The organism is Streptomyces sp. OR43 (genome assembly GCF_008042275.1).
Taxonomy (GTDB): Bacteria; Actinomycetota; Actinomycetes; order Streptomycetales; family Streptomycetaceae; genus Streptomyces.
In genome coordinates this window covers 3,215,688-3,237,622 of record NZ_RDBK01000043.1, presented here as the reverse complement: position 1 = coordinate 3,237,622, position 21,935 = coordinate 3,215,688, and the positions used below count along the sequence as shown (strand labels likewise).

Here is a 21,935-nt window from a genome sequence, read left to right as displayed (position 1 = left end):
CCAATCGGTGCCGGCCGAGAGTGGACCTTCACCCGCGAATGGGCGAGCATTATGCGCCCTCACTCTTCTTACGGGGCCGCCCTGCGAGAGCGCTCCGAGTCGGCGGTCTATGCCTCAGCTATCTGTTCGGCGATCTCCCCGCGGATGGCCGCCATGTCCGCAGGCGACCACACCGAGCCGCTCCCGAAAGGCAGCACACGGTCGTGGGGCTGGTAGAGCTCCTCGCTTTCCAGACTGCGGCAACAGGCACGGCACTTCCACGGACGGCGCAGAGTGATCCACTGTCTGAGCCCGCACCAAGGGCACAACACGAAGTACGCGCTGGGCCCGTGAGCGGCGGCCCAACTGGCATAGCCCGAACGGCTGCGAGCCGCGTTGATGTCGCCATGGGTGCGTTCCGCGACCCAGCCAAGGAGGACCATCTCGCCCCCGGGCCACGCACAGGAGCAGGGGCCGTCGCAGGGGCAGGCGCGCGCCTTGCCCAGCTCGACGGCCTTTTCCTTACGGGGCGTGGATGGTCCCTTGACCTCAAGCCATGTCCCGATCTCGGGCAGCCAGAAGTCCGGCAGGTAGTACGCCCCTGACGGCAGGGTGATTCGCTCAGGCTCGTACTGCCAGAGGATGCTTTGGGTGTCGAGGGTGCAGGCCCAGTCGGCTTCGAGCCGAGAACGGAAAGTGGTGCCGCTGTACTCCGTCGGTACGGCTTCGATGGGCTGGCCGTCTGTGGGGAGGTCCGTCACGGCGTCTCCGTTCCAGGTCAGTTATGCGCCGACCCACAGTTTGACCGCGAACTCGCGCTTCATGAACCGGGCTGTCCGACGGGTGGGCAGTCCCACTCTCGTTAACAGACCCATGCCTCGGCCTTAGCGCAGCGGACAACCACCGTGAGCTGCTTCGGCATCACAAGATCCATTTCAGCGACGCCCTCTTTATCGCAAGAACCCGGTTCGTCCAACTCGGCCTTTCCCTGGAATCTCGTCCTGTCATCACCCCACACGACAGGAGTCGACCCATGCCGGAGCCGCGCGCAGCATCCCAGGCCGCCTTCTTGACCCTCCCCAGGGCCGCCGAGTATCTCGGTATCTCCCCCAACACCTTGTACGTCTGGCGACACCGCCGACAGGGGCCTCCCAGCTTCCGCATGGGACGGCGCGTGATGTATCGGATCACGGCGCTCGACGAGTGGGTCTGCGATCAGGAGCGAGCGGACTCCCGCTCCAACCACGCCCTTGACCCGCTGAACCGGAAGCCGCAACGGCGCTCAAAGGCCGTGAAGTAGCGCGGTGGCTTACGCGTCCGGTCTCCCCCGTGAAGAAGTTCTCCGGATGGGGATTGGATCGTGCCGCAGATCGCGTTAGCACCGACCAGCTCATGATCACGCACCACTGGAGGGCCCCGTCATGGCGGGTTACATAGAAGACCGATGGCTGAAGAAGCGCCCCGACAAGCTGACCGGGAAGCGGGAGCGGACCGCGATCTACGGCACCGGGAAGCGCTACCGAGTGAAGGGGATTCCCGGCATCCACGACCGGTCGTTCCACACCAGCGAGGACGCGAAGCAATGGCTCGCCATCGCCAAGACGGACTCCAGCCGTGGTGAGTTCGTCGATCCCCGCAAGGGCGAGATACTTCTCGCCGACTACATCGCCGAGTACTGGTGGGCGGGCCGCTCCGACGAACCCTCGACGGCGGACCCGATGCGCAGCCGCATCTGGAACCACATCATCCCGTTGGTGGGCGACTACGCCCTGCGTGAGATCGACGCGTCCGCTCTACGGACCTTCAAGGCAACACTGCTCACGAGGGTCGAAGAGTCGACGGCAGAGGTGATCTGGGGACACCTGTCCTCGATCCTCGGCAGCGCCGTCGACGACCAGCGTCTGCTGCGCAACCCGATGAAGATGAAGAACAGCGTCAAGCCCCCACGAGCGATCGACAGCAAGGCCAAGGCGTGGTCACGTGAGGTCGTCGACGCTGTCCGCGCGGAGTTGCAGGACCGCTACCAGATCGCGGTCGATCTCGGCATCGGCCTCGGGCTGCGCCAAGGCGAAGCGTTCGGTCTCGCCGAAGAGGACTTCGACTTCGCGGCTGGAGTCGTCCACATCCGCCGCCAGCTCAGGTGGGACATCAAAGGCCGCCCCTACTTCTCGCTCCCCAAGGGGCGCAAGACCCGCGAGGTCCCCCTGCCGGCGAACCTCGCCCTCCGGGCCCGAGCTCACTTCCGCCGATTCCCGTCGACTTCCTGCACGTTGCCCTGGCGGAACCCGGAGGCCCCGACCACCGCGCTCGAGGAGCGCCAGCGGAAGCCGATCACGGTCGAACTGATCCTCACCTCGTCGCACGGCAACCGCATCTACTACCGCACCTGGAACGACCGCAGCTGGAAGCGTGCGCTCGCCGCCGCCGGGCTGATCAAGCCCGTGGGCGAGAAGGTACGGCACGACGGCAACCGGGTTCGCCGGGTCCTGCTCTACGCCGCCCCACGCGAGGACATGTTCCACGTCCTCCGCCACACCTACGCGAGCGTGCAGCTGGAGGCCGGCGAGTCGGTCGTCAGCCTGTCCAAGTGGCTCGGGCACTCGACACCGAAGGTCACCCTCGACCACTACGCTCACTTCATGCCCGGTGCGGGGCACCGAGGGATCGCCGCGATGGACGCCTGGCTGCGGGACCCCTCCCGGTCGAAAGTCCCTGAGAAGTCCCTGCTGGCATGCAGGGCAGCTCATCTACCCCCGAACATGCAGGTCAAAGGCATAGTGCGACAGGGTGCGGACATGTCCGTGAAGTACAAGGAGACCGCGCGCGGCGGGCTCGCGGTGAACATCATCGAGTGCTGAGGCCTGGCAGGACGGGCCCCGGCCGGCGCCACTTCATCGTTCGGCGCCGGCCGGGGCCTTCCCCGTCCACTCGGCGGCAGCTTCCTCCGCTGTCCACTCGGCGGCAGGTTCCTCCGCTCAGGCGGGCAGTTCGGTGACCCCGAGGGCGAAGTCCAGGTTGCCCACCCCGTGGCCGGCGAGGCCCACCGTGACCACACCCGCTCCTTCCAGCCAGTGCGCCATTCCCAGTCCGCCGACGTCCAGCGGGCGCAGCCCGAGGCTTTCGACGAACGCTGCCACACGCGCCTTGGCGCGCGCGTCGTCGCCGGCGAGGAAGACGTCGGGCCGGCCCTTCTCCAGGACGTGGCGGAAGACGGTGTTGAACGCCTTCACCACTGCGGCGCCGGCCGGGGCCACCGTGGCCACTTCCTGTGCGATCGAGGTCTCCTCCTGGTGGACCAGCCCGTCGAACGTGGGGTTGAAGGGGTTGCTGATGTCGACGATGACCTTGCCCGCGAGCGCGTCCCCGTAGCGGGTGACGGCGGGCACGACGCCGTCGTACAACAGGGCCACGATGACGATGTCCCCGGCCGGGGCGGTGCCCCACCCCCCTGTCGTGGCGCCGTCGCCGAGCACCTTGGCCAGGTCGGCGGCCTTGGCCTGATCTCGGCCCATGACCTCGACGGTGTTGCCGCCCGCTATCGCCCGCGCTCCGATGGTGCGGGCCATGTTCCCGGTGCCGATGATGCTGATGGTGCTCATGGGATGTCCTTCCTGGTGGTGGTCCGGTTCAGAGGGCGGTGGTGCCGCCGTCGGCGACCAGTTCCATGCCGTTGACGTAGCTGGAGTCGTCGGAGGCGAGGAAGAGGGCGATGGTGGCGATTTCGTCGGGGCTGCCCATCAGACCGCGGGGGATGAGGGACTCGAACTGACGCCTGGTGGCCTCGTCGAAGAGTTCTGCCTGCTTGGCGGTGGCGACCTGGCCGGGGGTCAGGACGTTGACGCGGATGCGGCGGTCCTTGAGTTCGTTGAGCCAGACGCGGGCCCATGCCTGCTGGACGGCCTTGCTGCCGGCGTAGACGCTCCAGCCGGGAAAGGCGCCCAGGGAGGCGTTGGAGCCGGTCATGAGGATGGAGCCGCCGTCGTTGAAGAGCGGGAGGGCCTTCTGGACGGTGAACAGGGTGCCGCGGGCGTTGAGGGAGAACGCGGCGTCGAAGTGGGCCTCGGTGATCTCGCCGAGCGGGGCGGGCTCGCCCCCGCCCGCGCTGGCCCAGAGCACGTCGATGCTTCCCTTCTCCCGCCTGACGGTGTCGTACAGGCGGTCGAGATCGCCCAGGTCGGCCGCGTCGCCCCGGACGCCGGTGACGTTGCGGCCGATCTCCTTCACCGCCTCGTCCAGGGCGTCCTGGCGGCGGCCGGTCAGGAAGACGTACGCACCCTCGTCGACGAAGAGCTTCGCGCCTGCCAGCGCCATGCCGGTGGTGCCGCCGGTGATGACCGCGACCTTGCCGTCGAGCTTTCCCATAGTCATTCCCTCGGGTCGATGGTGCCGTGTGCACCGGGGACGACGACATTAAGTACACCGCCCTGTGTGCTTACGCTACGGGGCGGGCAGCCGGCGCGCAACTATGTACACCGGTCGTTACCTAGTGCGGTACGCTGAGGCCATGACGGAGTTGGAGAAGGGACCCACGGGCCGCCGCCGCGGCCGGGGCGCTCGCGAGCGCATCCTCGGCGCGTCCCAGCAGCTGTTCCGCGAGCAGGGCATCAACCGGACGGGCATGAACGAGCTCTGCGCGGCGGCCGGGGTGTCCAAGCGCACGGCCTACCAGCACTTCGCCGGCAAGGACGAACTCGTCGCCGAGTACCTGCGCCGCTTCGACCCCTCGGTGCTGTCCGGGGTCTTCGACCGCACCGACCTCACGCCCCGCGAGCGGCTCCTCGCCGCCTTCGACATCCCCCCCACCACGCCCCTGTGCCCCTTCATCGCCGCCGCCGTCGAACTCCACGACGCGCAGCACCCCGCGTCCCAGTACGCACGCGACTACAAGAAGGCCGTCGCGGCACGGCTCGCCGACACCGCCCGCGAAGCCGGCGCCGCCGACCCCGAACAGCTCGGCGAGCAGCTCGCGCTGCTCATCGACGGCGCCGCGGCCCGCACCCGGGTCCTCGACGCCGACGCCTTCCCCACCGCGGCCGCCATCGCCGCCGTCCTCGTCGACAACGCCATCCCGGCCACGACCGGCGACAGGCGGAAGTGACGAGTTGATCCCAGGACCCGCCGACGGGGCGGGAGCCGGGCATCGCGCCGGCTCCCGCCCCGTGGCGTGGACTACGACCAGCGGCGGAGGGCCGCCCGCGCGGGCAGCGTCACCGCGAGCAGGGTCAGGCCGCCGGCGGCGGCCGCGAAGGATCCGTACAGCAGGGGCGGTACGTACGGTGCCTCACCGGTGACGCCGTGCATCATCGGGATCAGCGTGGCCGCGGCGATCGCCGTGCCGAGGGCCACGCCCACCGTGGACACCAGCAGGCTCTCCCAGCGGAGCATCTGCAGGACCTGACGCCGGGTGGAGCCGATGAGGCGCAGGGTGCCCAGCTCGCGGCGGCGGTCCAGGACCGTCATCACCAGGGTGTTGACGGCGGCGATGGCGGCGAAGCCGCCGAGGACCGCGGCCATCATGTAGTTGGACCAGGCGCCGAGTTCCGCGTCGAGGCTCCGCTCGGTGGCGTAGCCGGAGGCGTCGGTGACCGTGCCCAGGGCGGTGAGCGACTTCGCCGAGCCGCCGCGTACCAGCAGCGTGCTGTCGAATTCCGAGGTGACGTGGCCGGTCAGGGACGGCCGGTCCATGGTGACCGTGGCCAGGCCGAGGCCCCGGCCGTAGACCGCGACGATCTCGGGGGCGGTCTTCGTCCCGTCCGGCAGGTAGAGCGGGAGGCGGTCGCCGACAGCCGCGTCCGCCGAGTTCGCCAGGGTCCTGTCGATGGCGATGCGGCCCGGGCCGAGCCGGTCGAGGCTGCCGTCCCGTACGTCCAGGTCCTGCACCTTCGCGAGCTCGGCACCGGACCCGGTGACGCCCTGCACCGCCGCGCCCTGCAGCGCCTTGAACTCCCCGGAGCCGACGGGCACCAGCAGTTGGGTGTTCAGCAGGCCGACGGCCGTGTCCACGCCCGGCGCGCGGGCGGCCCGGGCGGCCGCGTCGACCGGGAGCCCCGCGGGGTCCGTGACCACGTGGTCCGCGGTGATACCGGCCCGCAGTTGCCGGTCGGCGGCGTGGTTCTCGCTCGTGTGCATGAAGACGAGGGTCGAGGAGAAGGCCATGGCCAGCACGATCGGAGTGATCGCGGAGGCGAGCCGGCGGGCGTTGGTTCGGGAGTTGGCGGCCGCGAGTCCGGCGGCCGGGCCGGCGCCGCGCAGCGGGAGGCCGAAGAGGACCGCGCACACGCGCGCCACCAGCGGGCCGAGCAGCCCGACGGAGAGCATGAAGAGCATGACGACGCCGAGGGCGGCGCCGGCCGCGTCGTCCCCCGTGGAGTTGGCCGCGACACCGGTGAGGACCGCGCCGCCGACGAGGGCGCCGAGACCCAGCACGGTCCGGACCACACCGGGCCGCAGCCGTTCCACGGACGCCTCGGACAGCGCCTGCCCCGGCTTGATCTTCGCGGGCCTGCGCCCGGCCGCCCAGCCGGCGCCGAGCGCGGTGAGCAGTCCGGCGCCGACGGCGGCGAGGACCGGGAGCCCGGACACGTGCACCTGCACGGCCTGCGGGATCGCGCCGCGGTCCTGCAACTGCCCGAACCACCAGTGGGCGAGCCCCATGCCGGGCAGGCAGCCGATGATCCCGGCGAGCGGCGCGACGAGCAGCGCTTCGGAGGCGACCGCGCGGCGGATCTGGCGCGGGGTGGCGCCGACGGCGCGCAGCAGCGCGAACTCGCGGGCGCGCTGGGACACGGACAGGGTCACCGTTCCGGCGGCGGTGAAGACGGCGACGATGGTGGCGATGCCGCCGAAGGAGGCGCCGATCCCGATGAGCGTGTCCTTGGCGTAGCCGAGGCCCGGGTCCTCGATGGCACCGCGGTCGTCGCCGACGTGGACCTGGGCGCCGGAGCCGGCCAGGGCCTTCTTCACGGAGCCGGCGAGCGTGCCGGCATCGGTGCCGCGCTGCGCCAGTACGGCGATGGCGTCCGCCTTGCCGGGGTGGCCGGCGAGCGTGGGAGCCTGCGCGTCGGCGAACCAGGCGAGGGCGCCCGCGGTTCCGGTGTTGCGTGCGGTGTCCCCGGGCCCGGCCTCGGCGAGGCCGGAGACGCGGAAGTCCTGCTGCCCGGCGGCGGTCCGCAAGGCGACGGTGTCGCCGACGGCGGCCTTCGCGGCGCGGGCGGCGGCGGTGTCGAGGACGACCTCGCCGGTCCGGGGCGCGGTGCCGGAGGTGAGCGCGGTGCCGGTGAAGGCGTGCGCGCCCCAGCCGTGCGCGGTGAGCGCGCTGTCCCCGGTCCGTACCGGGAAGGTGTGGTCCGCGACGGCCGCGGCGACGCCCGGCGCCGCGGCTGCCCGGTCGGCCAGTGCGGCGTCGACCCGCGCGGTGTCGGGCAGCGGGACCGCTTCCTCCTCGCGGTCCTCGCCGCTGCCCGTCACGACGTACTCGTACTGGTCGGCCGCCGCGACGACCGGCGCCTGCGCGTACCGTTCCGCGGGCACCGACGCGCGCAGGCCGGTCTCCAGGAGGATGCCGCAGGCCGTGACGATCAGCGCGGACATCATCAGCGCGACGAAGGTCCCGGCGAACGACGCGGGCTTGAAGCGGACGGCTGCCCGGGCGAGCCCATTGGGGACGAACCTCATGCCACGGCCCCCGCCGTCGTGCCCGTGCGGGAGGTACGGGCGGCGAGCGCCGTCATCCGGGCCGCGATCCGGTCCGGCGTACCGCGGTCGAGGCGGTCGGCGAAGGCGCCGTCTGCGAGGAACAGCACGCGGTCGGCCCAGGCCGCCGCGGCCGGGTCGTGAGTGACCATGACGACGGTGGCGCCGAGGGTGTCCACCGCGTGCCGGAGCAGGCCGAGGACCTCGGTGGCCGTGCCGGTGTCGAGGGCCCCGGTGGGCTCGTCGGCGAAGACCACGTCGGGGCCGGTGATCAGGGCGCGGGCGATGGCCACGCGCTGCTGCTGGCCGCCGGAGAGCTCGCCGGGGCGCCGCTTCGCCTTGTCGGCGAGCCCCACCTGGGTCAGCATCGCGGCCGCCCTGCGACGGTCCTGGCGCTGTCCGGCCAGGCGCATGGGCAGCAGCACGTTCTGCTCCACGGTGAGGGAGGGCAGCAGGTTGAAGGCCTGGAAGACGAAGCCCAGGCGGCTGCGGCGCAGCTCGGTGAGCTCGTTCTCGCCCATTCCGGTGATCTCCGTGCCGCCGAGGCGTACGGAGCCCGCCGACGGCCGGTCCAGGCCCGCGGCGCACTGCAGGAACGTGGACTTGCCGGACCCGGACGGGCCCATGACCGCGGTGAACGTACCGCGCGGGAGGGCGAGGTCGACGCCCGCGAGCGCGTGCACGGCGCCCGTGCCGCGGCCGTACTGCCGCCGTACGTCGCGCAGCTCGACGGCGAGACCTGGAGTGCCGGGGGCGTCCGGGCGTTCGTCCGTCTGCTGCTGCTGCTTTCCGCTGCGTAGCCTCATGCTCTGCCCTTCGCGATGCTCGTGCTGACGGGATGGAGCGTGCGGGAACGGACGGGCGGCCGGCGTCATACCGGGGGGCCAATGTGCGAGTGCTACCGCAGTAGGGGGCGGCGGAAGGCGAGCGGCTCCGCTCCGCGCGACCGGCCGGGGAGAGACCAATCCGTTCGAAACATTTCGAATGATTGACCGCAATTATCGGAAGGACTAGCCTGCCGCGTGGTCCGGCGGGCGCATGGGCGGGATGCCGTCCGCGTACGGGGACGCGTCGCGCTTCATCCCGTTTCCCCACCGCAGTTCCGTTAGCCACCGCAGTCCGGTCAGCCCACCGCAGATCCGATAGCCCACCGCAGTCCGGTCAGCCCACCGCAGTTCCGTTAGCCACCGCAGCCCGGTCAGCCCACCGCAGATCCGATAGCCCACCGCAGTCCGGTCAGCCCACCGCAGTTCCGTTAGCCCAGCGCACAGATCCCGTTTCCCCACCGCACAGAGGGAACACAGCCATGAACCGAAGATCGTCACTGATCAGCCTGATCACCGCGGGAGCGCTCTTCGCCTCCCTGACCGCCATCTCGCCGGCGCTCGGGGCCGGCGAGCGCGCAGAGGCGGACCGCGCTCCCGGGCCCCGGGAGCGGAACGCGCACTGGGTGGCCGCGTGGACGTCGATGCCGCAGTTGACGGAGCCGTCCAACATGCCGCCGGCGCCGTTCACCCAGGAGGACGCCGTCCTGACGGACACGACGCTGCGGCAGACCGTCCACGTCTCGGCGGGCGGTGACCACGTCCGGCTGCGGTTCTCCAACGCGTTCGGCGGCGCGGTGCTGCCCCTCACCAAGGTGTCCGTGGCGCTGCCGCTGGACGGCCGGGCGGGCACCGGCGCCATCCGGGAGGGAACCACGCGCGCGGTGACCTTCGGGGGCAGCTCCTCGGTGGCCGTCCCGGCCGGTGCGCAGGCGGTCTCCGATCCGCTGGACTTCCGGCTGGAGCCCGGCTCCGAGCTGACCGCCACGGTCTATCTGGCCACCGGTCAGGCGTCCACCGCCCTCACCTCGCACCCCGGTTCGCGTACGACCTCCTACCTCCGGTCCGGGGACCACGTCCAGGATCCGGATCTGCCCGGGGCCACCACCACCGACCACTGGTATCTCCTCAGCGGCGTCGAGGTCTGGTCCGGCAGCGACACCTCGGCGACGGCCGTGCTCGGCGACTCGCTGACCGACGGCCGGGGTTCCACCACCAACGGGAACGACCGCTGGCCGGACGTGCTCCAGCGGCGGCTGGCGGCCGGCGCGGGCCCGGTACGGACCTCGGTCGTCAATCAGGCGGCCGGCGGGAACCGCCTGCTCAACGACGGCCTGGGCCCGAACGGGCTGGCCCGGCTGGACCGCGACGTCCTGTCCCAGAGCGGCGTCGACCGGCTGATCGTCTTCGAGGGCGTCAACGACCTCGGTACGGCGCCCGCCACCCCCGCCGCCCAGAAGCGGACGGCGGACGACGTCATCGCGGCGTACGACCAGATCATCACCCGGGCGCACGCCCTGGGGATCCGGGTGTACGGGGCGACACTGACGCCCTTCGGCGGCAACACCGGCTACGACGACGCGGACGGTTACCGCGAGGGAGCCCGGCAGGCGGTCAACACCTGGATCCGTACCGGCGGCCGCTTCGACGCGGTCATCGACTTCGACCGGGCCGCGCGCGATCCGCACAACCCCCGTGCGCTGGAACCCTCGTTGGACGTCGGCGACCATCTCCACCTGAACCCCGCGGGCTACCGGGCCCTGGCAGACGCCGTCCCCGCCCGTCTGTTCCGGCCGTCTCCGCTCCCGGCGGGCTTCGGCTACAACTGACCGGCGCACAAAGGCGGCCCGCGCACCGTGAGGTGCGCGGGCCGTCCGTCCGCCGGTACGGATCCGCTCCGCCGTCGCCGGTCAAGCGCGCCGGGCCCTTCAGGGCCGGCGGCGGACGCCGGTGTCGTGGAGCGCCTCAGCGGCGCCCGGTTCCCGGCCCCGCGGAAGGGGTCTCGGCGGCGGCCGACGCGGCACGCGGGCCGACCGGATCCTCCGACGTGGCCGGGCCGTTCACGGCCTCGGAACCGCCGGCCGGGCCGTCGCCGGCCTCGGCCGATCCGGCCGCCTCCGCCACCGTGGCCGGACCGGCCGCGCCGCGCATGAGCAGCACGACCAGCAACGCGGCAACGAACAGCACTCCGGCGGCGGCCAGGGGAGTCGGTGGGGCGTCGAAGGGGGTGCGCCGGTGACCGCTGCGCAAATCGCCGCACGTGGCGGATCCGCAAAACCCGGGGCGGGATACTTCCGGCCTCGGCGAATTCGCCCGGCCGGTACACCATCGGAATCGATGATGCCGAGGTGATCCGGTCGGATCGGGTCGGACCCGGTCGCCGTTCGCGGCCGGCGGGGGGCAAGGCGCCGGGTTGCGGGCCTCGGCGGGCGTGGTGCGCCCGCGGGGCGCGTTCCCGGCGCCGCTGAGCGCTTGGCGCGTTCCCGGCGTCGATGACGGCGTCGGCGCAAGGTGGACGGCCACGCCCGACGGTCCGCCCGGTCCGGGTGATCGCCGTGGGGCCGGCCCGCACCGTCGACCGGATCGGGTGACCGGCTGACGCCGAACACAACCCCAGAAGTGCGCCAACTTCCCATAAGTGAGCAGACGTTCAGGGTGAACGAACATTTTCAGTCACGGGCGCCTTCCCTCCTCCGCATACTGGGAGTTCACTGGTCGTGACGAGTGGTGACGCGATCGCCGTGCACGTCAGACGGTGCGCGCTGCCCGGGCCCCGCGGGGCCCGCTTCGACGGCCCGGCCCTGCGGAGGAAAGAGGACAGCGATGACAGCCGCCCCTCCCGTGACGCCTCCTCGGCGGGATCCGGCCGTCCGGCCCGGCCACGGCGCACGAAGAGCGCCACGGGTCGACCGTCGCGACCGTCCGCCCCGCCGGACCTGATCCGCTCCTGCGGTGACCGCCGCAGCAGCCGGCTCCCGGCCGTAGCGACCGTTTCCGACGCCGGTGCGGACGGCTCCCCCCGATGACACGGCTTTGTCGAAGCGCCGATCGACAACCTCGCGTTCACCGTCTGCCGCTCCGGCCTGTGCGTGCGCGGCCTGTTCGCGCATCCCCCTTCCCTGTTCGTACGTTCAGACGAGGTGCAGCATGAGTAAGTTGGCGCTTCCGGAGTTCCACATGCCGTTCGAGAGCGCGGGATGTCATCCGGGAATCGAGCAGACCCGACAAGCCGCCTGGGAATGGGCGGAGGCCAGCGATCTCGTCCTGTCACCGGTGGCCCGCAAGAAGATGATCCGGACCCGCCCCGAACTCTGGATATCCCTGATATTTCCGGAGGCGTCACAGAAACACCTCGACCTCTTCTGTCAGTGGCTCTTCTGGGCCTTCCTCGTCGACGACGAGTTCGACGACGGCCCGGCCGGCCGCGACCCGCAGGTGTGCGCGCGTGCGATCGCCCGCCTCGTGGACGTGCTCGACGGAGCACAGGCACCGGTCGGCCCCATGGAGCACGCCCTGGACGAACTGCTGGTCCGCACCTGTACGGACCGGCCGGCGCACTGGGCCCGGCAGTTCCGCCGCGACACGGCCGCCTGGCTGTGGACGTATTACGCGGAGGCGGTCGACCGGGCCGCCGGGCACGTTCCGAGCACGGCCGACTTCGTCAAGCACCGCCGTGATTCGGTGGCCATGCAGCCCTTTCTCGATCTGCACGAGATCACGGCGGGAATCGACCTGCCGGAATCCGCCCGGAGCCTCCCCGCCTATATCGCGCTGCGCAACGCGGTGGCCGACCATTCGGGGCTCTGCAATGACATCTGCTCCTTCGAGAAGGAGGCCCTGCTCGGTTACGAGCACAACACGGTCCGGCTCATCCAGCGAGACCGCGGCGGCACGCTCCAGGAAGCCGTCGACGAAGCCGGGATTCTGCTGTCCCGCATTGCCGACCGGGTCCAGCGGGCGGAGAAGGAACTGGTCGAGGAGATGGAGGCGGCTGGAATCGAAGGACTGCCGCGCGTCGCCCTGGAGCGCTGCGTCCGGGACTACCGAGGGCTCGTCCGGGGCGACTTCGACTACCACGCACGGGCGGAGCGCTACACCCGCCCCGACCTCATGGAGATCGACGAACAGGCTTCCCTGTCAAGGAACTTCGCCGCCTGACGGGACGCATGTCACGGAGGCACGCGTTCACGACAGCGAGTTCAGGCCAATTGCCGTCGATGCGGCACGAGGCGTTCCGGCCGCTTCCCGGCGGCCGGAACACCGTGCCGCACGAACCGGCCACCGCGCCCCGGCACGACGCCCCGGACCGGCCGTCGAGGGCACGGTCAGCGGGTGCCGATCCAGTGGGGGTCCGGTACGACGGTCAGCACCGCCGACACCAGGACGACCGCCCCCAGCGCGGCCGCTTCACGACGGGCAGAAAGGCGGGCGTCCGCCGGATCCGCGTCCCGGGCCAGCCGCCGTCGCGCCGCAAGCGCCAGGGCGCTCACCACGGCCACCAGTACCAGCTTGGCCAGCAGGGTGCGCCCGTACGCCGAGGTGAGGACCACGTCCGCGGGCAGCCTGCGCAGGGCGCTGCACGTGCCGGTCACCGCCAGGGCCACGTAGAGCCAGGCGGCGAGGCGGGCGTAGCGGCCGAGGAGGGCACGGGCGGCGCCCGGCGCGGCCTGCCACAGCCGCATGGTGCGCAGGACGTGGAGGAGCCCGCCCGTCCACAGCGAGGCGGCCGTCAGATGGACCACGGTGAGCGCGGCGCCGACGAGCGGGCTGTACGCCTCGGGGTGGGCCCGCAGCGCCTCCGCGCCGATGACCACGGCGAGCGGCAGGGCGGCCAGGGCGGGGCGTCGGCTCCCGGCGCAGCAGGCGGCGAGGACGAAGCCGTTGGCGGTCAGCAGAAGCAGCCCGCCCTCCCGCGTTCCGTACGTCTCGACGAGGCCGGAGTCACTGATCCGGGCCAGCCGGACGATCTGGCCCGCGGCGGCGAGCGCGCCGGCGACCGAGGCCGCGGCCGCCCAACTGCGCGGGGCGGTACGGGGCCGGTCGGGCACGGAGCGCAGGAGCGCGTCCGCGGCGAGCGCGCCGGTGTGGACGGCGAGAGCGCCGAAGAGTGCCGTGCGCAGCAGGGTGGCGGTTCCCGCGCCGGGTATGCGCAGTTCGCCGGTGCCGTGTCCCATGGCCGTGGCGCCCAGCAGCGCGGCCGCCGTGGCGGCCATGGCCAGAAGGCAGGTCACCGCCACCACCAGCACGGCGGCCGCCGGTCTGCGGCGGACGGCTGTGGGCACACGGGACGGGATCATCACCCACCCCCCTTTCCTGACTGACAACCACACAAATCGCCTCCTGCTGTCCATGTGAACGACGGACGTTCACCCGGAAGGAGGCATTGGGGAATGCGCGAACGTTTCTGCGTCGCCACCGGGCGGACCCTCGGGTTAGGTTCACCGACTGTCACCTCACCGACCGTCCCCCCACCGACTGTCACGCGGGCCCGGGTACGTCTCGGGGCCCGGCGCTGCGAGGAGAGGCATCAGATGACCGAGACGCCGGCCCCCACGGCAGCCCCCGTGCCGGCCCTGCTGCCCGAGCCGTGCGGCCGGGTGTACCGCCGGGACGGATGCACGGTGGTGGCGCTGCGCGACGAGATCGACATCGCGACCGCCGCGCTCATCGCCCCGGCCCTGGACGACGCGACGGCGGACGGCGCACCCCGGCTGGTGGTCGACCTGTCGGAGGTCAGCTTCCTCGACTGCTCGGGGCTGTCGATGCTGTGCCGGGCCCGCCGTCGTGCGCTGGACCGCGAGGGGCGGTTCTGGCTCGTCTGCGCCTGTCCGCGGATCCTGCGCCTGCTGCGGGCCGGCCGGCTGCACGAGGTGTTCGGCCCGGTGGCGACCCCGGACGAGGTCTTCCGCGCGGCGGAGACCGGGGCACCGGCCGTTTCCTGAGCACCCCGGAGCGCCGCTCCGCGGCCCCCGGCCTGTCGGCCGGGGGTCCTGCGGACGTCAGCTCTGCGCGGCCCAGAACTCGTCGAACGTGAGGAGCCCGTCCCCGTTCGTGTCGTGCGAGTTGATCACGGCCTGGGCGACCGTCTCGGTGACGTAGGGGTCACCCAGCTGAGCCATGACGCTCTTGTACTCGACCGCCGAGATCAGCCCGTCGCCGTTCAGGTCGTACCGCTCGAATGCCTTGCGCGCCGACTCGATGTCCGCCACTTTTCCGCCCCTTCGTATGACTGTCTGACGGAGGTCAGATTAACCGGCGCGACAGCCGGCCCGGGCGGCGGCCGTTCGGCGATCATGGGTGGGCCGCCCACCGCCCGGTGGCCGGTGGCCCGAGCGGGGAGCACACGGCGCGATGAGCGAGGCACTGGCACGGATCCTGGACGCCGCGGCGCACGGCCGGTTCCCGCCGCCGGACGGGTCCACGGCCGTGGTGCGGCAGCCGAACGGACGGGACGCCGGGGTGCTGGCGTTCACCGCGCACTCGGTGGTCTTCACCGACGAGGACCCGGCGTGGGTGCGCGAGACGCTCGCCGCCACCCCGGGCGACGCGCTCGCCGCGACGATGAACCCGGGCTTCCTGGGGGCCCTGATGGCCCGGACCGGCCGGCACATGAACACGATCGACCTCCTCACGGTCGCACCCGCGCTGCCGGGCACCCCGGACCTGGACCTGCGGGAGATCCGCGACCCGGAGCACCCCCGGGTCGCACGGGCGGTGACGTTCCGCGACGAGGTGCGGGTCTGGGGGACCGAGGGCGGTGTGCTGATCCTCGGCCGCGGGGTCGCGGGGCGCTGGGAGACGGCGATCGAGGTGGCGGAGGAGGCGCGCGGACGGCGGCTCGGCGCACGGCTGGCACGCGCGGCCCGGCAGCTGGTACCGGACGCGGTGGTGTGGGCCCAGCAGTCGCCGGGGAACGCCCGCAGTGTGCGGACGTTCCAGGCGGCGGGCTACCGGCCGGTGGGGTCGGAGGCGCTGCTGGTCAGGGGCTGAGTCACCGGCCGGTCCGGGGAGACGGCCGGCACGAGAAGACGGCCCGACGGCCTCAGCGGAAGACGCCGGTGTGGCCGAGCGAGTAGCGACCCGGCTGCGGGTAGACGGCGAGGCCGTGCGGCCCGCTGCCCACCGGGATACGGGCCAGCTGCTTGCCGGTGGCGGTGTCGATCGCGTACACCTCGGCGTCGTAACGCCCCGACAGCCACAGCACCTTGCCGTCCGCCGAGACCCCGCCCATGTCCGGGCTGCCGCCGTTCGGCAGGTGCCACTTCTTGGCCAGCTTCTTCTGTGCGAAGTCGAACACGGAGACCGAGCCCTCGCCGCGGTTGGAGATGTACATCTCCTTCGCGTCGCGGCTGACGTAGAGCCCGTGGGTGCCCTTGCCGGTGGGCAGCAGCTCGGGTGTCGTGAACTTCTCCCCGTCCAGCACCCACATGCCGTTGGCCATCATGTCCGCGATGTAGAAGGTGCCGCCGTCGGGAGACAGTTTGACGTCCTGCGGCATCGCGCCCTTGAACGGCAGCTTCTGCTGTCCCACGACCTCCATCTTCGCCGTGTCGACCTTGAGGAGTTCGCCGGAGAACTCGCAGGAGACGACGAAGTACCGGCCGTCGGCGGAGAAGTCGGCGTGGTTGACGCCCGCGCAGCTCACCGGCACGGTCTTGGCCGTCTTCATGGTGTGCGCGTCACGGAAGACCAGTTCGCGGTCCATCGAGGCCATCACGATGGCGTACTTGCCGTTCGGCGTGAAGTAGAGGTTGTACGGGTCGGACACGCCGACCGTCTTCCCCGCCTTCCCGGTCGCCGGGTCGATGGCGGTAAGGCTGTCCCCGACGTCGTTGTTGACCCAGAGCGTCCTGAGGTCCCAGGACGGGACGACGTGCTGCGGCTGGCGGCCGACCGGAATCGTCTCGATGACCTTGTACGTGGCGGGGTCGATGACCGAGACGGTGTCGGAGTTGGTGTTGGGCACGTACACGCGGGACGGGAAGTCCTTGACGACCGGCGACAGCTTTCCCGGGGCGTCGGCCGCGTACACGTTGCCGGCGTCGAGCACCGGCGGCATCCCGGGCAGTCCCGGCGGGGCGGGCGGGGTGACGCCCTTCGCCCTGACCGGGGCGGCGGCCTCGATGGGGGCGTCGGACGCCGCCTTGTCCGCGGGGGCGGTGCCGCAGCCGGTGAGGACGGCGAGCAGGAGGCCGCCGCACAGCGCGGCGGTGCGTGAGGTGGAGTGGGACATCAGGTCAGCAGCTCCGTGGTCGTCACCGCACGCAGTCGGCGGCGGTCGAGTTCGGTGAGGAGGAGGGGCAGCGCGGCGACCGTGTCCGCATAGCCGAAGTGCATGCTCACCACCGATCCGTTGCGGATCTCCCCGGCCACCTTGCGGGTGACGGCCGCGGCGCCGGGCGAGGTGAAGTCGAGGGAGTCCACGTCGTACGAGAGGACGTGCGGGTATCCCGCCCGGACGGCCAGCCGCTGGACGAGCGGGGTGGCGTAGCGGGTGCGGGAGGGACGGAACCAGGTGCCGATGGAGCCGGTGAGCCGGCGCAGCCGCTGGGCGCAGTCGGTGATCTCGGCGTACGCCCGTGTCTCGTCCATCGACGAGATGTCGATGTGGCGCTGGGTGTGGTTGCCGAGGTCGTGGCCGCCGTCGAGGATCCGGCGGGCCATCTCGGGGTGCTCGTCCAGCCAGCTGCCCACGGCGAGGACGGTGACCCTCGCCCCGGCGCGTTCGGCCTCGCCGAGCACGGTGCGGGCGACGGCGGGATCACCCTGGCCGTGGAAGGTGAGGGCGACGCACTCCCGGTCGCGGGGGCCGTGGTCGATCTGTACGGGCTGCCCGGGGATGCGGTGCGGGTGGGGCGCGGGGGCGTGTGCGCCGGTGGTGGCGACCCGTTTCCCGGCTTCCGGGCGGGCGGAGGCTTTCGCCGGTGGGCCGGCGGCGTCCGGATCCGCACAGCCGGTGGCGAGGGCGGCCGCGAGGGCGGCGCCGGCTCCGGCGCGCAGGGCGCCACGGCGGTGCACCGGTCGGTCGGGGGCGTTCATGCCAGAACATTAAGTGCGTGATGTCGGGAAAATAACAAATGACCCACTAACAAATGACCCACTCAGCCGCCGAAGGTCATACGGATGCGCACGATCACGCCCGGCCGGTCAATGAATCACTCGCGATACCCCTCATACATGCACTGATTACCAGGCGAGTGACTCAGCACACCTACGATTCTCCGGCGAAATGTCCCGCTTTGGCTTGCTGTATCCGCATATGCGACTTTGGCCATGTTGTCGTCCGTCTGCCATAGTCGGAGCCACGACCCTCCATTGACCCGGGCCAGGTCGTCATCAGCGGCCGTGAACACACCCCCCATTTCACGGTCCCCACACAGAAGCCCCCGCAGCGCCGCACCCCGGCCGACCGGGGGCTTCTGTGCGTCAGCGGTCGGAGATGCGCATCTCGAACCAGGTGGTCTTGCCGCGCGGCAGCAGGTCGACGCCCCACCGGTCGGAGAGCTTGTCGACCAGGAAGAGCCCGCGCCCACTGATGTCCATCTCCTGCACGGGCATCAGACACGGCAGTCCGCGCGAGGGGTCACGCACCTCGATCCTGATCCAGCCGCGCCGGCGCATCATCCGTAAACCGAAGACCCTGGCGCCGGTGTGCCGCACGGCGTTTCCGACGAGTTCGGACACCAGCAGGACGGCATACTCGGCGGTCTGCGGGGAAAGCGCCCACTGACGCAGCACCACACAGGAGGTGAGCCTGCGGGCCGTGGCCGCGGACTCCGGGCGGGAGGGCAGCCGGACTTCGTCCTCCGTCGGATTTCCGAACAACTCCAGCGCTTTGAACGCCTGTTCGTCCTCGACGGCCGGCATCCTCCGTGCCGCTGTCGCGCTGCTGCGCTGTCGCGGCTGCTCCACACCCTCCAGGCCCGCCATGGACACCATCATGGCTGCACAGCGGGCCTTCCGTGGCCGTTCCCCGGGAATCCCCGACCCGGAATCAGACATTCCGCAGCGGGCTCCAGGCATATGCCAGCGGCAGAATGCCAGGCCTCACACCTACGCTGACCTGCATGGATGCCCCGTCCGAACGGGTTTGCCAGCACCGACGGGAGGCTGAGCCTTAAGGTTGCCTTAAGGCACAGCTAATCCGCCCACACGGATGAACGCATGCCCTGGCGTTCCCAACTGGCGTTCGGTCAGAGGAATTTGGCCTTGCCCGGACCCTCGTCCACAAAGCTGCGCATTCCGCGCTCCCGGTCCTCGGTGGCGAAGAGGCCGGCGAACCAGGTCCGCTCGATCGTGAGGCCCGTATCGATGTCCGTCTCCAGTCCCGCGTCGACCGCCTCCTTGGCGGCACGCAGCGCGAGCGCGGGACCCTTCGCCAGCTTGGCGGCCCAGGCGTGCGCCTGCTCGTACACCTCGGCTGCGGGGACCACACGGTCCACCAGCCCCATGGCCAGGGCCTCCTCGGCCTTCACATGGCGGCCGGTGAAGATCAGGTCCTTGGCCTTGGCGGGACCCACCAGCCGGGCCAGGCGCTGGGTGCCGCCCGCGCCCGGGATGAGCCCGAGCATGATCTCCGGCTGCCCCAGCTTGGCGTTGTCGCCGGCGATCCGGAAGTCCGCACAGAGGGCCAGTTCACAGCCGCCGCCCAGCGCGTAGCCGGTGACGGCGGCGACGACGGGCTTGGGGATCCTGGCCACCGCGGTGAAGGAGTCCTGCAGCGCCTTGGACCGAACGACCATCGCAGGATGGTCCATCGCCTGCATCTCCTTGATGTCCGCGCCGGCCGCGAACACCTTCTCGCCGCCGTAGAGCACCACGGCACGCACGTCGTCGCGCCGGGACGCCTCTTCGGCGAGCTCGCGCAGCCGGTCCTGGGTGGCGACGTCCAGGGCGTTCATCGGAGGACGGTCCAGTCGGATCGTGCCGACGCCGCCGCTTACTTCGAGGGTTACGGTCATGGAAGGCAGGTTAACCGGCGCTAACACCGGCCCGGGCGGGCCGGGGCCGGTGCGGTTCGTCACAGCCGTACGGCAGCGCGAAGGCCCGGGACCGCAGGTCCCGGGCCGCGGCGTGAGGCCAGCGGTTCAGCCCTCGATCCAGCCGTGGTTCTTGGCGAACTGCAGCATCCCCTGCCGCACCTGGAGGATGTGCGCGGCGGTGAGCCCGGGGGCCGATTCCAGCAGCACTTCCGTGACGTCCCGTACGTACTCCTCCGCGTTGAGCACGTCGCACAGCACATCGTCGCCGTCCGCGGCCTGCCTGCTCAGGGGTTCGGAGCGCTGCGTGAAGACGGACGCCGGAACCGGCGCGGCGATGCCGCTGCCGGCGGCGAGGCGCACCGAGGACGCCTTGAGGCCCCGGTCGCCCTGCTCGATCTCGAACTCGACCATCAGGCCGGGCCGGAGCGCTTCCTCGGCCATGCGGAGGTCGTTCACGTGCAGGAAGACGTCCTCGCCCCCATGGTCGGGGGCGATGAACCCGTAACCCTTCGCGCTGTCGAAACGCACCACGCGACCAATGACCATGGGAAACACCCTCTCAACGAGTCCCGGACCCGTGCCCGGGACACCCCTGTCGCGGCAGGCCGCCCGGACCCCGTACACCCACTCCGGACACGCCTGTGCGACCGTCTGACCACCACTCCGGATGCCGTCGCCTCGGAGAGGCACGGCACCTCACCCGCACTCTATCCATCTTGCGGGACCTCGGGGCCAGGGCCTTTCGATTCCGCTGTCGAGAGCGGGACGACCGATTCCGCAGGACGGCAGCACACCAGCCGAATCGCATCAACTAGGCTGGCAGAAGCTGCACTTCACGATTTCTGGAATCCGGAATCCGAGGATGCGTGGCGGCGCCGTACGAGGAATGCCCCCGAGGGAAGGACTGACCTCCGTGACCCACGGAAAGCTGTTCGCGCTCAGCGACCAGCACGTCGCCCATCCGGAGAACCGGAGCGTCACGGAGTCGATCGAGCCGGAGTCCGACGAGGACTGGCTCCTCGTCGCCGGGGATGTCGGCGAGAAGTTCGAGGACATCGCCTGGGCGCTGAAACTCCTCTCCGAGCGGTTCCGCCAGGTCGTCTGGGCTCCCGGCAACCACGAGCTGTGGACCCATCCCGCCGACCCGGTCACGCTGCGCGGCAAGGAACGCTACGACGCCCTGGTCGAACTGTGCCGGGGACTCGGTGTGTTGTCCCCGGAGGATCCGTACGCGGTCTGGCACGGCGGCGACGAGCCGGTCACCGTCGCACCCTTGTTCGTCCTGTACGACTACTCCTTCCACGCTCCGGGCACCCACACGAAGGAGGAGTCCCTGCGCGTGGCCCACGAGGCGGGGATCGTGTGCACCGACGAGTACCTGCTCCACCCCGACCCGTACCCGTCGCGCGACGCCTGGTGCCGGGCCCGGGTCGCCCTCACCGAGGAACGGCTCGCGGCCGTCGACCCCCGGTACCGCACCGTCCTGGTCAACCACTATCCGCTGGTGCGGGATCCCACGCGGGTGCTGACCCACCCCGAGTTCGCGCAGTGGTGCGGGACGGAACTGACCGCGGACTGGCACCGGCGCTTCCGGGCGGCCTCCGTCGTCTACGGCCACCTCCACATCCCGCGGGTCACCTGGCACGACGGTGTCCGCTTCGAGGAGGTGTCGATCGGGTACCCGCGGGAGTGGCGTTCCCGGTCGCCGCGCCCGCCGCTGCGGCAGATCCTGCCTTCCACCGAATCGAGGCCCGCATGATCGACGCCGTCCTGCCCCCCGAGGTGGCCGCGGTGCACGCGTTCGGTGATCTGCCGCCCACGGACGGCGGCGGGCTGTTTCCGGCGGAGACGGCGGCCATCGCCCGGTCCGTGCCGCACCGCCGCGCCGAGTTCACCACCGTGCGGCTGTGCGCCCGGCGCGCCCTGGCCGAGCTCGGAGTGGAGCCGGTCGCGCTGGTGCCGGGCAAGCGCGGTGCGGTCGACTGGCCGGACGGCGTGACGGGCAGCATGACCCACTGCGCCGGATTCCGCGCCGCGGCGGTCGCCCGTACCGACGTCGTCGTGTCGCTCGGCATCGACGCGGAGCCTCATCTGGCGCTGCCCGACGGCATCCTGGAGGTCGTCGCCCTGCCGGGCGAGAAGGACCGGCTCGCCGAGCTCTCCCGGCGGCGGCCGGACGTGCACTGGGACCGGCTGCTGTTCAGCGCCAAGGAGTCGGTGTTCAAGACCTGGTATCCACTGACCCGGCGTGAGCTCGACTTCACCGAGGCGGAACTCGACTTCGACCCGGACGCGGGCACGTTCTCGGCCCGTCTCCTGGTGCCCGGCCCCGAGGTGGCCGGACGGCGCCATGACGCGTTCACCGGGAAGTGGACCGTGCGAGAGGGCTTCGTCCTGACCGCGATCGTGCTGGCGGGCTGACCGGCGACGGCGCCCGTTCCACGGCCCCGCGACGACG

General features: G+C 71.3%; 22 protein-coding genes. 9 read left to right on the top strand and 13 right to left on the bottom strand.

The features are described from left to right. Positions 1-107: 107 nt before the first annotated feature. Positions 108-740, bottom strand: coding sequence for a PDDEXK family nuclease (locus tag EAO72_RS33660; protein WP_148020828.1), 633 nt, complete (start codon positions 738-740; stop codon positions 108-110). A 272-nt stretch (positions 741-1,012) separates the two neighbouring features. On the opposite strand from EAO72_RS33660, the gene EAO72_RS33655 reads away from it, so the two are divergent. Then, a complete protein-coding gene (locus EAO72_RS33655; protein WP_148020827.1) occupies positions 1,013-1,279 on the top strand; it encodes a helix-turn-helix transcriptional regulator in 267 nt (88 codons plus the stop codon). A 121-nt stretch (positions 1,280-1,400) separates the two neighbouring features. Then, positions 1,401-2,837, top strand: a complete 1,437-nt coding sequence (locus EAO72_RS33650) for a tyrosine-type recombinase/integrase (protein WP_148020826.1) — start codon at positions 1,401-1,403, stop codon at positions 2,835-2,837. 117 nt (positions 2,838-2,954) lie between these two features. Here EAO72_RS33650 and EAO72_RS33645 read toward each other — a convergent pair whose 3' ends face one another. Together EAO72_RS33645 and EAO72_RS33640 are read right to left on the bottom strand one after the other, a co-directional pair. Further along, positions 2,955-3,578: an NADPH-dependent F420 reductase gene (locus EAO72_RS33645; RefSeq protein ID WP_148020825.1), complete on the bottom strand. Its 624-nt coding sequence runs from the start codon at positions 3,576-3,578 to the stop codon at positions 2,955-2,957. Positions 3,579-3,606: 28 nt separating this feature from the next. After that, entirely contained in the window at positions 3,607-4,341 is a 735-nt protein-coding gene (locus tag EAO72_RS33640; RefSeq protein WP_148020824.1) for an SDR family NAD(P)-dependent oxidoreductase, read from the bottom strand. A 142-nt stretch (positions 4,342-4,483) separates the two neighbouring features. Between EAO72_RS33640 and EAO72_RS33635 the strand changes: the two genes are divergently transcribed. Next, entirely contained in the window at positions 4,484-5,077 is a 594-nt protein-coding gene (locus EAO72_RS33635; RefSeq protein WP_148020823.1) for a TetR/AcrR family transcriptional regulator, read from the top strand. A gap of 71 nt (positions 5,078-5,148) precedes the next feature. Here EAO72_RS33635 and EAO72_RS33630 read toward each other — a convergent pair whose 3' ends face one another. Beyond that, entirely contained in the window at positions 5,149-7,653 is a 2,505-nt protein-coding gene (locus EAO72_RS33630; protein ID WP_148020822.1) for an ABC transporter permease, read from the bottom strand. After that, complete coding sequence (locus EAO72_RS33625) at positions 7,650-8,477, bottom strand: ABC transporter ATP-binding protein (protein ID WP_148020821.1); 828 nt, start codon at positions 8,475-8,477, stop codon at positions 7,650-7,652. Before EAO72_RS33625 ends, EAO72_RS33630 begins: the two co-directional genes overlap by 4 nt. Positions 8,478-8,977: 500 nt before the next feature. On the opposite strand from EAO72_RS33625, the gene EAO72_RS33620 reads away from it, so the two are divergent. Beyond that, complete coding sequence (locus EAO72_RS33620) at positions 8,978-10,324, top strand: SGNH/GDSL hydrolase family protein (RefSeq protein WP_148020820.1); 1,347 nt, start codon at positions 8,978-8,980, stop codon at positions 10,322-10,324. Between the two features lie 136 nt (positions 10,325-10,460). On the opposite strand, the gene EAO72_RS33615 is transcribed toward EAO72_RS33620, so the two are convergent. Next, complete coding sequence (locus tag EAO72_RS33615; RefSeq protein WP_148020819.1) at positions 10,461-10,745, bottom strand: hypothetical protein; 285 nt, start codon at positions 10,743-10,745, stop codon at positions 10,461-10,463. A gap of 897 nt (positions 10,746-11,642) precedes the next feature. On the opposite strand from EAO72_RS33615, the gene EAO72_RS33610 reads away from it, so the two are divergent. After that, entirely contained in the window at positions 11,643-12,653 is a 1,011-nt protein-coding gene (locus EAO72_RS33610) for a terpene synthase family protein (RefSeq protein WP_410090522.1), read from the top strand. Positions 12,654-12,820: 167 nt separating this feature from the next. On the opposite strand, the gene EAO72_RS33605 is transcribed toward EAO72_RS33610, so the two are convergent. Next, entirely contained in the window at positions 12,821-13,792 is a 972-nt protein-coding gene (locus EAO72_RS33605) for a CopD family protein (RefSeq protein ID WP_148020818.1), read from the bottom strand. A 234-nt stretch (positions 13,793-14,026) separates the two neighbouring features. Here EAO72_RS33605 and EAO72_RS33600 point away from each other — a divergent pair, with 234 nt between their 5' ends. Then, positions 14,027-14,437, top strand: a complete 411-nt coding sequence (locus tag EAO72_RS33600; protein WP_148020817.1) for an STAS domain-containing protein — start codon at positions 14,027-14,029, stop codon at positions 14,435-14,437. 57 nt (positions 14,438-14,494) lie between these two features. Here EAO72_RS33600 and EAO72_RS33595 read toward each other — a convergent pair whose 3' ends face one another. Further along, positions 14,495-14,704 carry an EF-hand domain-containing protein gene (locus EAO72_RS33595; RefSeq protein WP_148020816.1) on the bottom strand — a complete coding sequence of 70 codons (210 nt, stop codon included), beginning with the start codon at positions 14,702-14,704 and terminating at the stop codon, positions 14,495-14,497. A gap of 142 nt (positions 14,705-14,846) precedes the next feature. Between EAO72_RS33595 and EAO72_RS33590 the strand changes: the two genes are divergently transcribed. Beyond that, entirely contained in the window at positions 14,847-15,485 is a 639-nt protein-coding gene (locus EAO72_RS33590; RefSeq protein WP_148020815.1) for a GNAT family N-acetyltransferase, read from the top strand. A 52-nt stretch (positions 15,486-15,537) separates the two neighbouring features. Here EAO72_RS33590 and EAO72_RS33585 read toward each other — a convergent pair whose 3' ends face one another. The 5 genes from EAO72_RS33585 to EAO72_RS33565 form a co-directional block, all read right to left on the bottom strand. Further along, complete coding sequence (locus EAO72_RS33585) at positions 15,538-16,728, bottom strand: YncE family protein (protein WP_148020814.1); 1,191 nt, start codon at positions 16,726-16,728, stop codon at positions 15,538-15,540. Then, positions 16,728-17,534, bottom strand: coding sequence for a polysaccharide deacetylase family protein (locus tag EAO72_RS33580; RefSeq protein ID WP_148020813.1), 807 nt, complete (start codon positions 17,532-17,534; stop codon positions 16,728-16,730). Before EAO72_RS33580 ends, EAO72_RS33585 begins: the two co-directional genes overlap by 1 nt. 387 nt (positions 17,535-17,921) lie before the next feature. After that, the gene (locus tag EAO72_RS33575) at positions 17,922-18,437 is read right to left on the bottom strand and encodes an ATP-binding protein (protein WP_148020812.1); all 516 of its coding nucleotides are present in this window, start codon (positions 18,435-18,437) and stop codon (positions 17,922-17,924) included. Positions 18,438-18,688: 251 nt separating this feature from the next. After that, positions 18,689-19,456, bottom strand: coding sequence for an enoyl-CoA hydratase/isomerase family protein (locus EAO72_RS33570; RefSeq protein WP_148020811.1), 768 nt, complete (start codon positions 19,454-19,456; stop codon positions 18,689-18,691). A gap of 126 nt (positions 19,457-19,582) precedes the next feature. After that, the gene (locus tag EAO72_RS33565; RefSeq protein WP_148020810.1) at positions 19,583-20,023 is read right to left on the bottom strand and encodes a cold-shock protein; all 441 of its coding nucleotides are present in this window, start codon (positions 20,021-20,023) and stop codon (positions 19,583-19,585) included. A gap of 367 nt (positions 20,024-20,390) precedes the next feature. On the opposite strand from EAO72_RS33565, the gene EAO72_RS33560 reads away from it, so the two are divergent. Beyond that, a complete protein-coding gene (locus tag EAO72_RS33560) occupies positions 20,391-21,236 on the top strand; it encodes a metallophosphoesterase family protein (protein WP_148020809.1) in 846 nt (281 codons plus the stop codon). Continuing rightward, complete coding sequence (locus EAO72_RS33555) at positions 21,233-21,898, top strand: 4'-phosphopantetheinyl transferase family protein (RefSeq protein ID WP_148020808.1); 666 nt, start codon at positions 21,233-21,235, stop codon at positions 21,896-21,898. Before EAO72_RS33560 ends, EAO72_RS33555 begins: the two co-directional genes overlap by 4 nt. Positions 21,899-21,935 lie beyond the last annotated feature (37 nt).

Bases quoted from the DNA above. Each gene is read 5' to 3' on its own strand.
- EAO72_RS33640 (WP_148020824.1), bottom strand. From the start codon at position 4,341: ATGGGAAAGCTCGACGGCAAGGTCGCGGTCATCACCGGCGGCACCACC.
- EAO72_RS33650 (WP_148020826.1), top strand. From the start codon at position 1,401: ATGGCGGGTTACATAGAAGACCGATGGCTGAAGAAGCGCCCCGACAAG.
- EAO72_RS33630 (WP_148020822.1), bottom strand. From the start codon at position 7,653: ATGAGGTTCGTCCCCAATGGGCTCGCCCGGGCAGCCGTCCGCTTCAAG.
- EAO72_RS33635 (WP_148020823.1), top strand. From the start codon at position 4,484: ATGACGGAGTTGGAGAAGGGACCCACGGGCCGCCGCCGCGGCCGGGGC.
- EAO72_RS33620 (WP_148020820.1), top strand. From the start codon at position 8,978: ATGAACCGAAGATCGTCACTGATCAGCCTGATCACCGCGGGAGCGCTC.
- EAO72_RS33585 (WP_148020814.1), bottom strand. From the start codon at position 16,728: ATGTCCCACTCCACCTCACGCACCGCCGCGCTGTGCGGCGGCCTCCTG.
- EAO72_RS33570 (WP_148020811.1), bottom strand. From the start codon at position 19,456: ATGACCGTAACCCTCGAAGTAAGCGGCGGCGTCGGCACGATCCGACTG.
- EAO72_RS33565 (WP_148020810.1), bottom strand. From the start codon at position 20,023: ATGGTCATTGGTCGCGTGGTGCGTTTCGACAGCGCGAAGGGTTACGGG.
- EAO72_RS33605 (WP_148020818.1), bottom strand. From the start codon at position 13,792: ATGATCCCGTCCCGTGTGCCCACAGCCGTCCGCCGCAGACCGGCGGCC.
- EAO72_RS33645 (WP_148020825.1), bottom strand. From the start codon at position 3,578: ATGAGCACCATCAGCATCATCGGCACCGGGAACATGGCCCGCACCATC.
- EAO72_RS33625 (WP_148020821.1), bottom strand. From the start codon at position 8,477: ATGAGGCTACGCAGCGGAAAGCAGCAGCAGCAGACGGACGAACGCCCG.
- EAO72_RS33655 (WP_148020827.1), top strand. From the start codon at position 1,013: ATGCCGGAGCCGCGCGCAGCATCCCAGGCCGCCTTCTTGACCCTCCCC.
- EAO72_RS33610 (WP_410090522.1), top strand. From the start codon at position 11,643: ATGAGTAAGTTGGCGCTTCCGGAGTTCCACATGCCGTTCGAGAGCGCG.
- EAO72_RS33575 (WP_148020812.1), bottom strand. From the start codon at position 18,437: ATGATGGTGTCCATGGCGGGCCTGGAGGGTGTGGAGCAGCCGCGACAG.
- EAO72_RS33590 (WP_148020815.1), top strand. From the start codon at position 14,847: ATGAGCGAGGCACTGGCACGGATCCTGGACGCCGCGGCGCACGGCCGG.
- EAO72_RS33600 (WP_148020817.1), top strand. From the start codon at position 14,027: ATGACCGAGACGCCGGCCCCCACGGCAGCCCCCGTGCCGGCCCTGCTG.
- EAO72_RS33580 (WP_148020813.1), bottom strand. From the start codon at position 17,534: ATGAACGCCCCCGACCGACCGGTGCACCGCCGTGGCGCCCTGCGCGCC.
- EAO72_RS33555 (WP_148020808.1), top strand. From the start codon at position 21,233: ATGATCGACGCCGTCCTGCCCCCCGAGGTGGCCGCGGTGCACGCGTTC.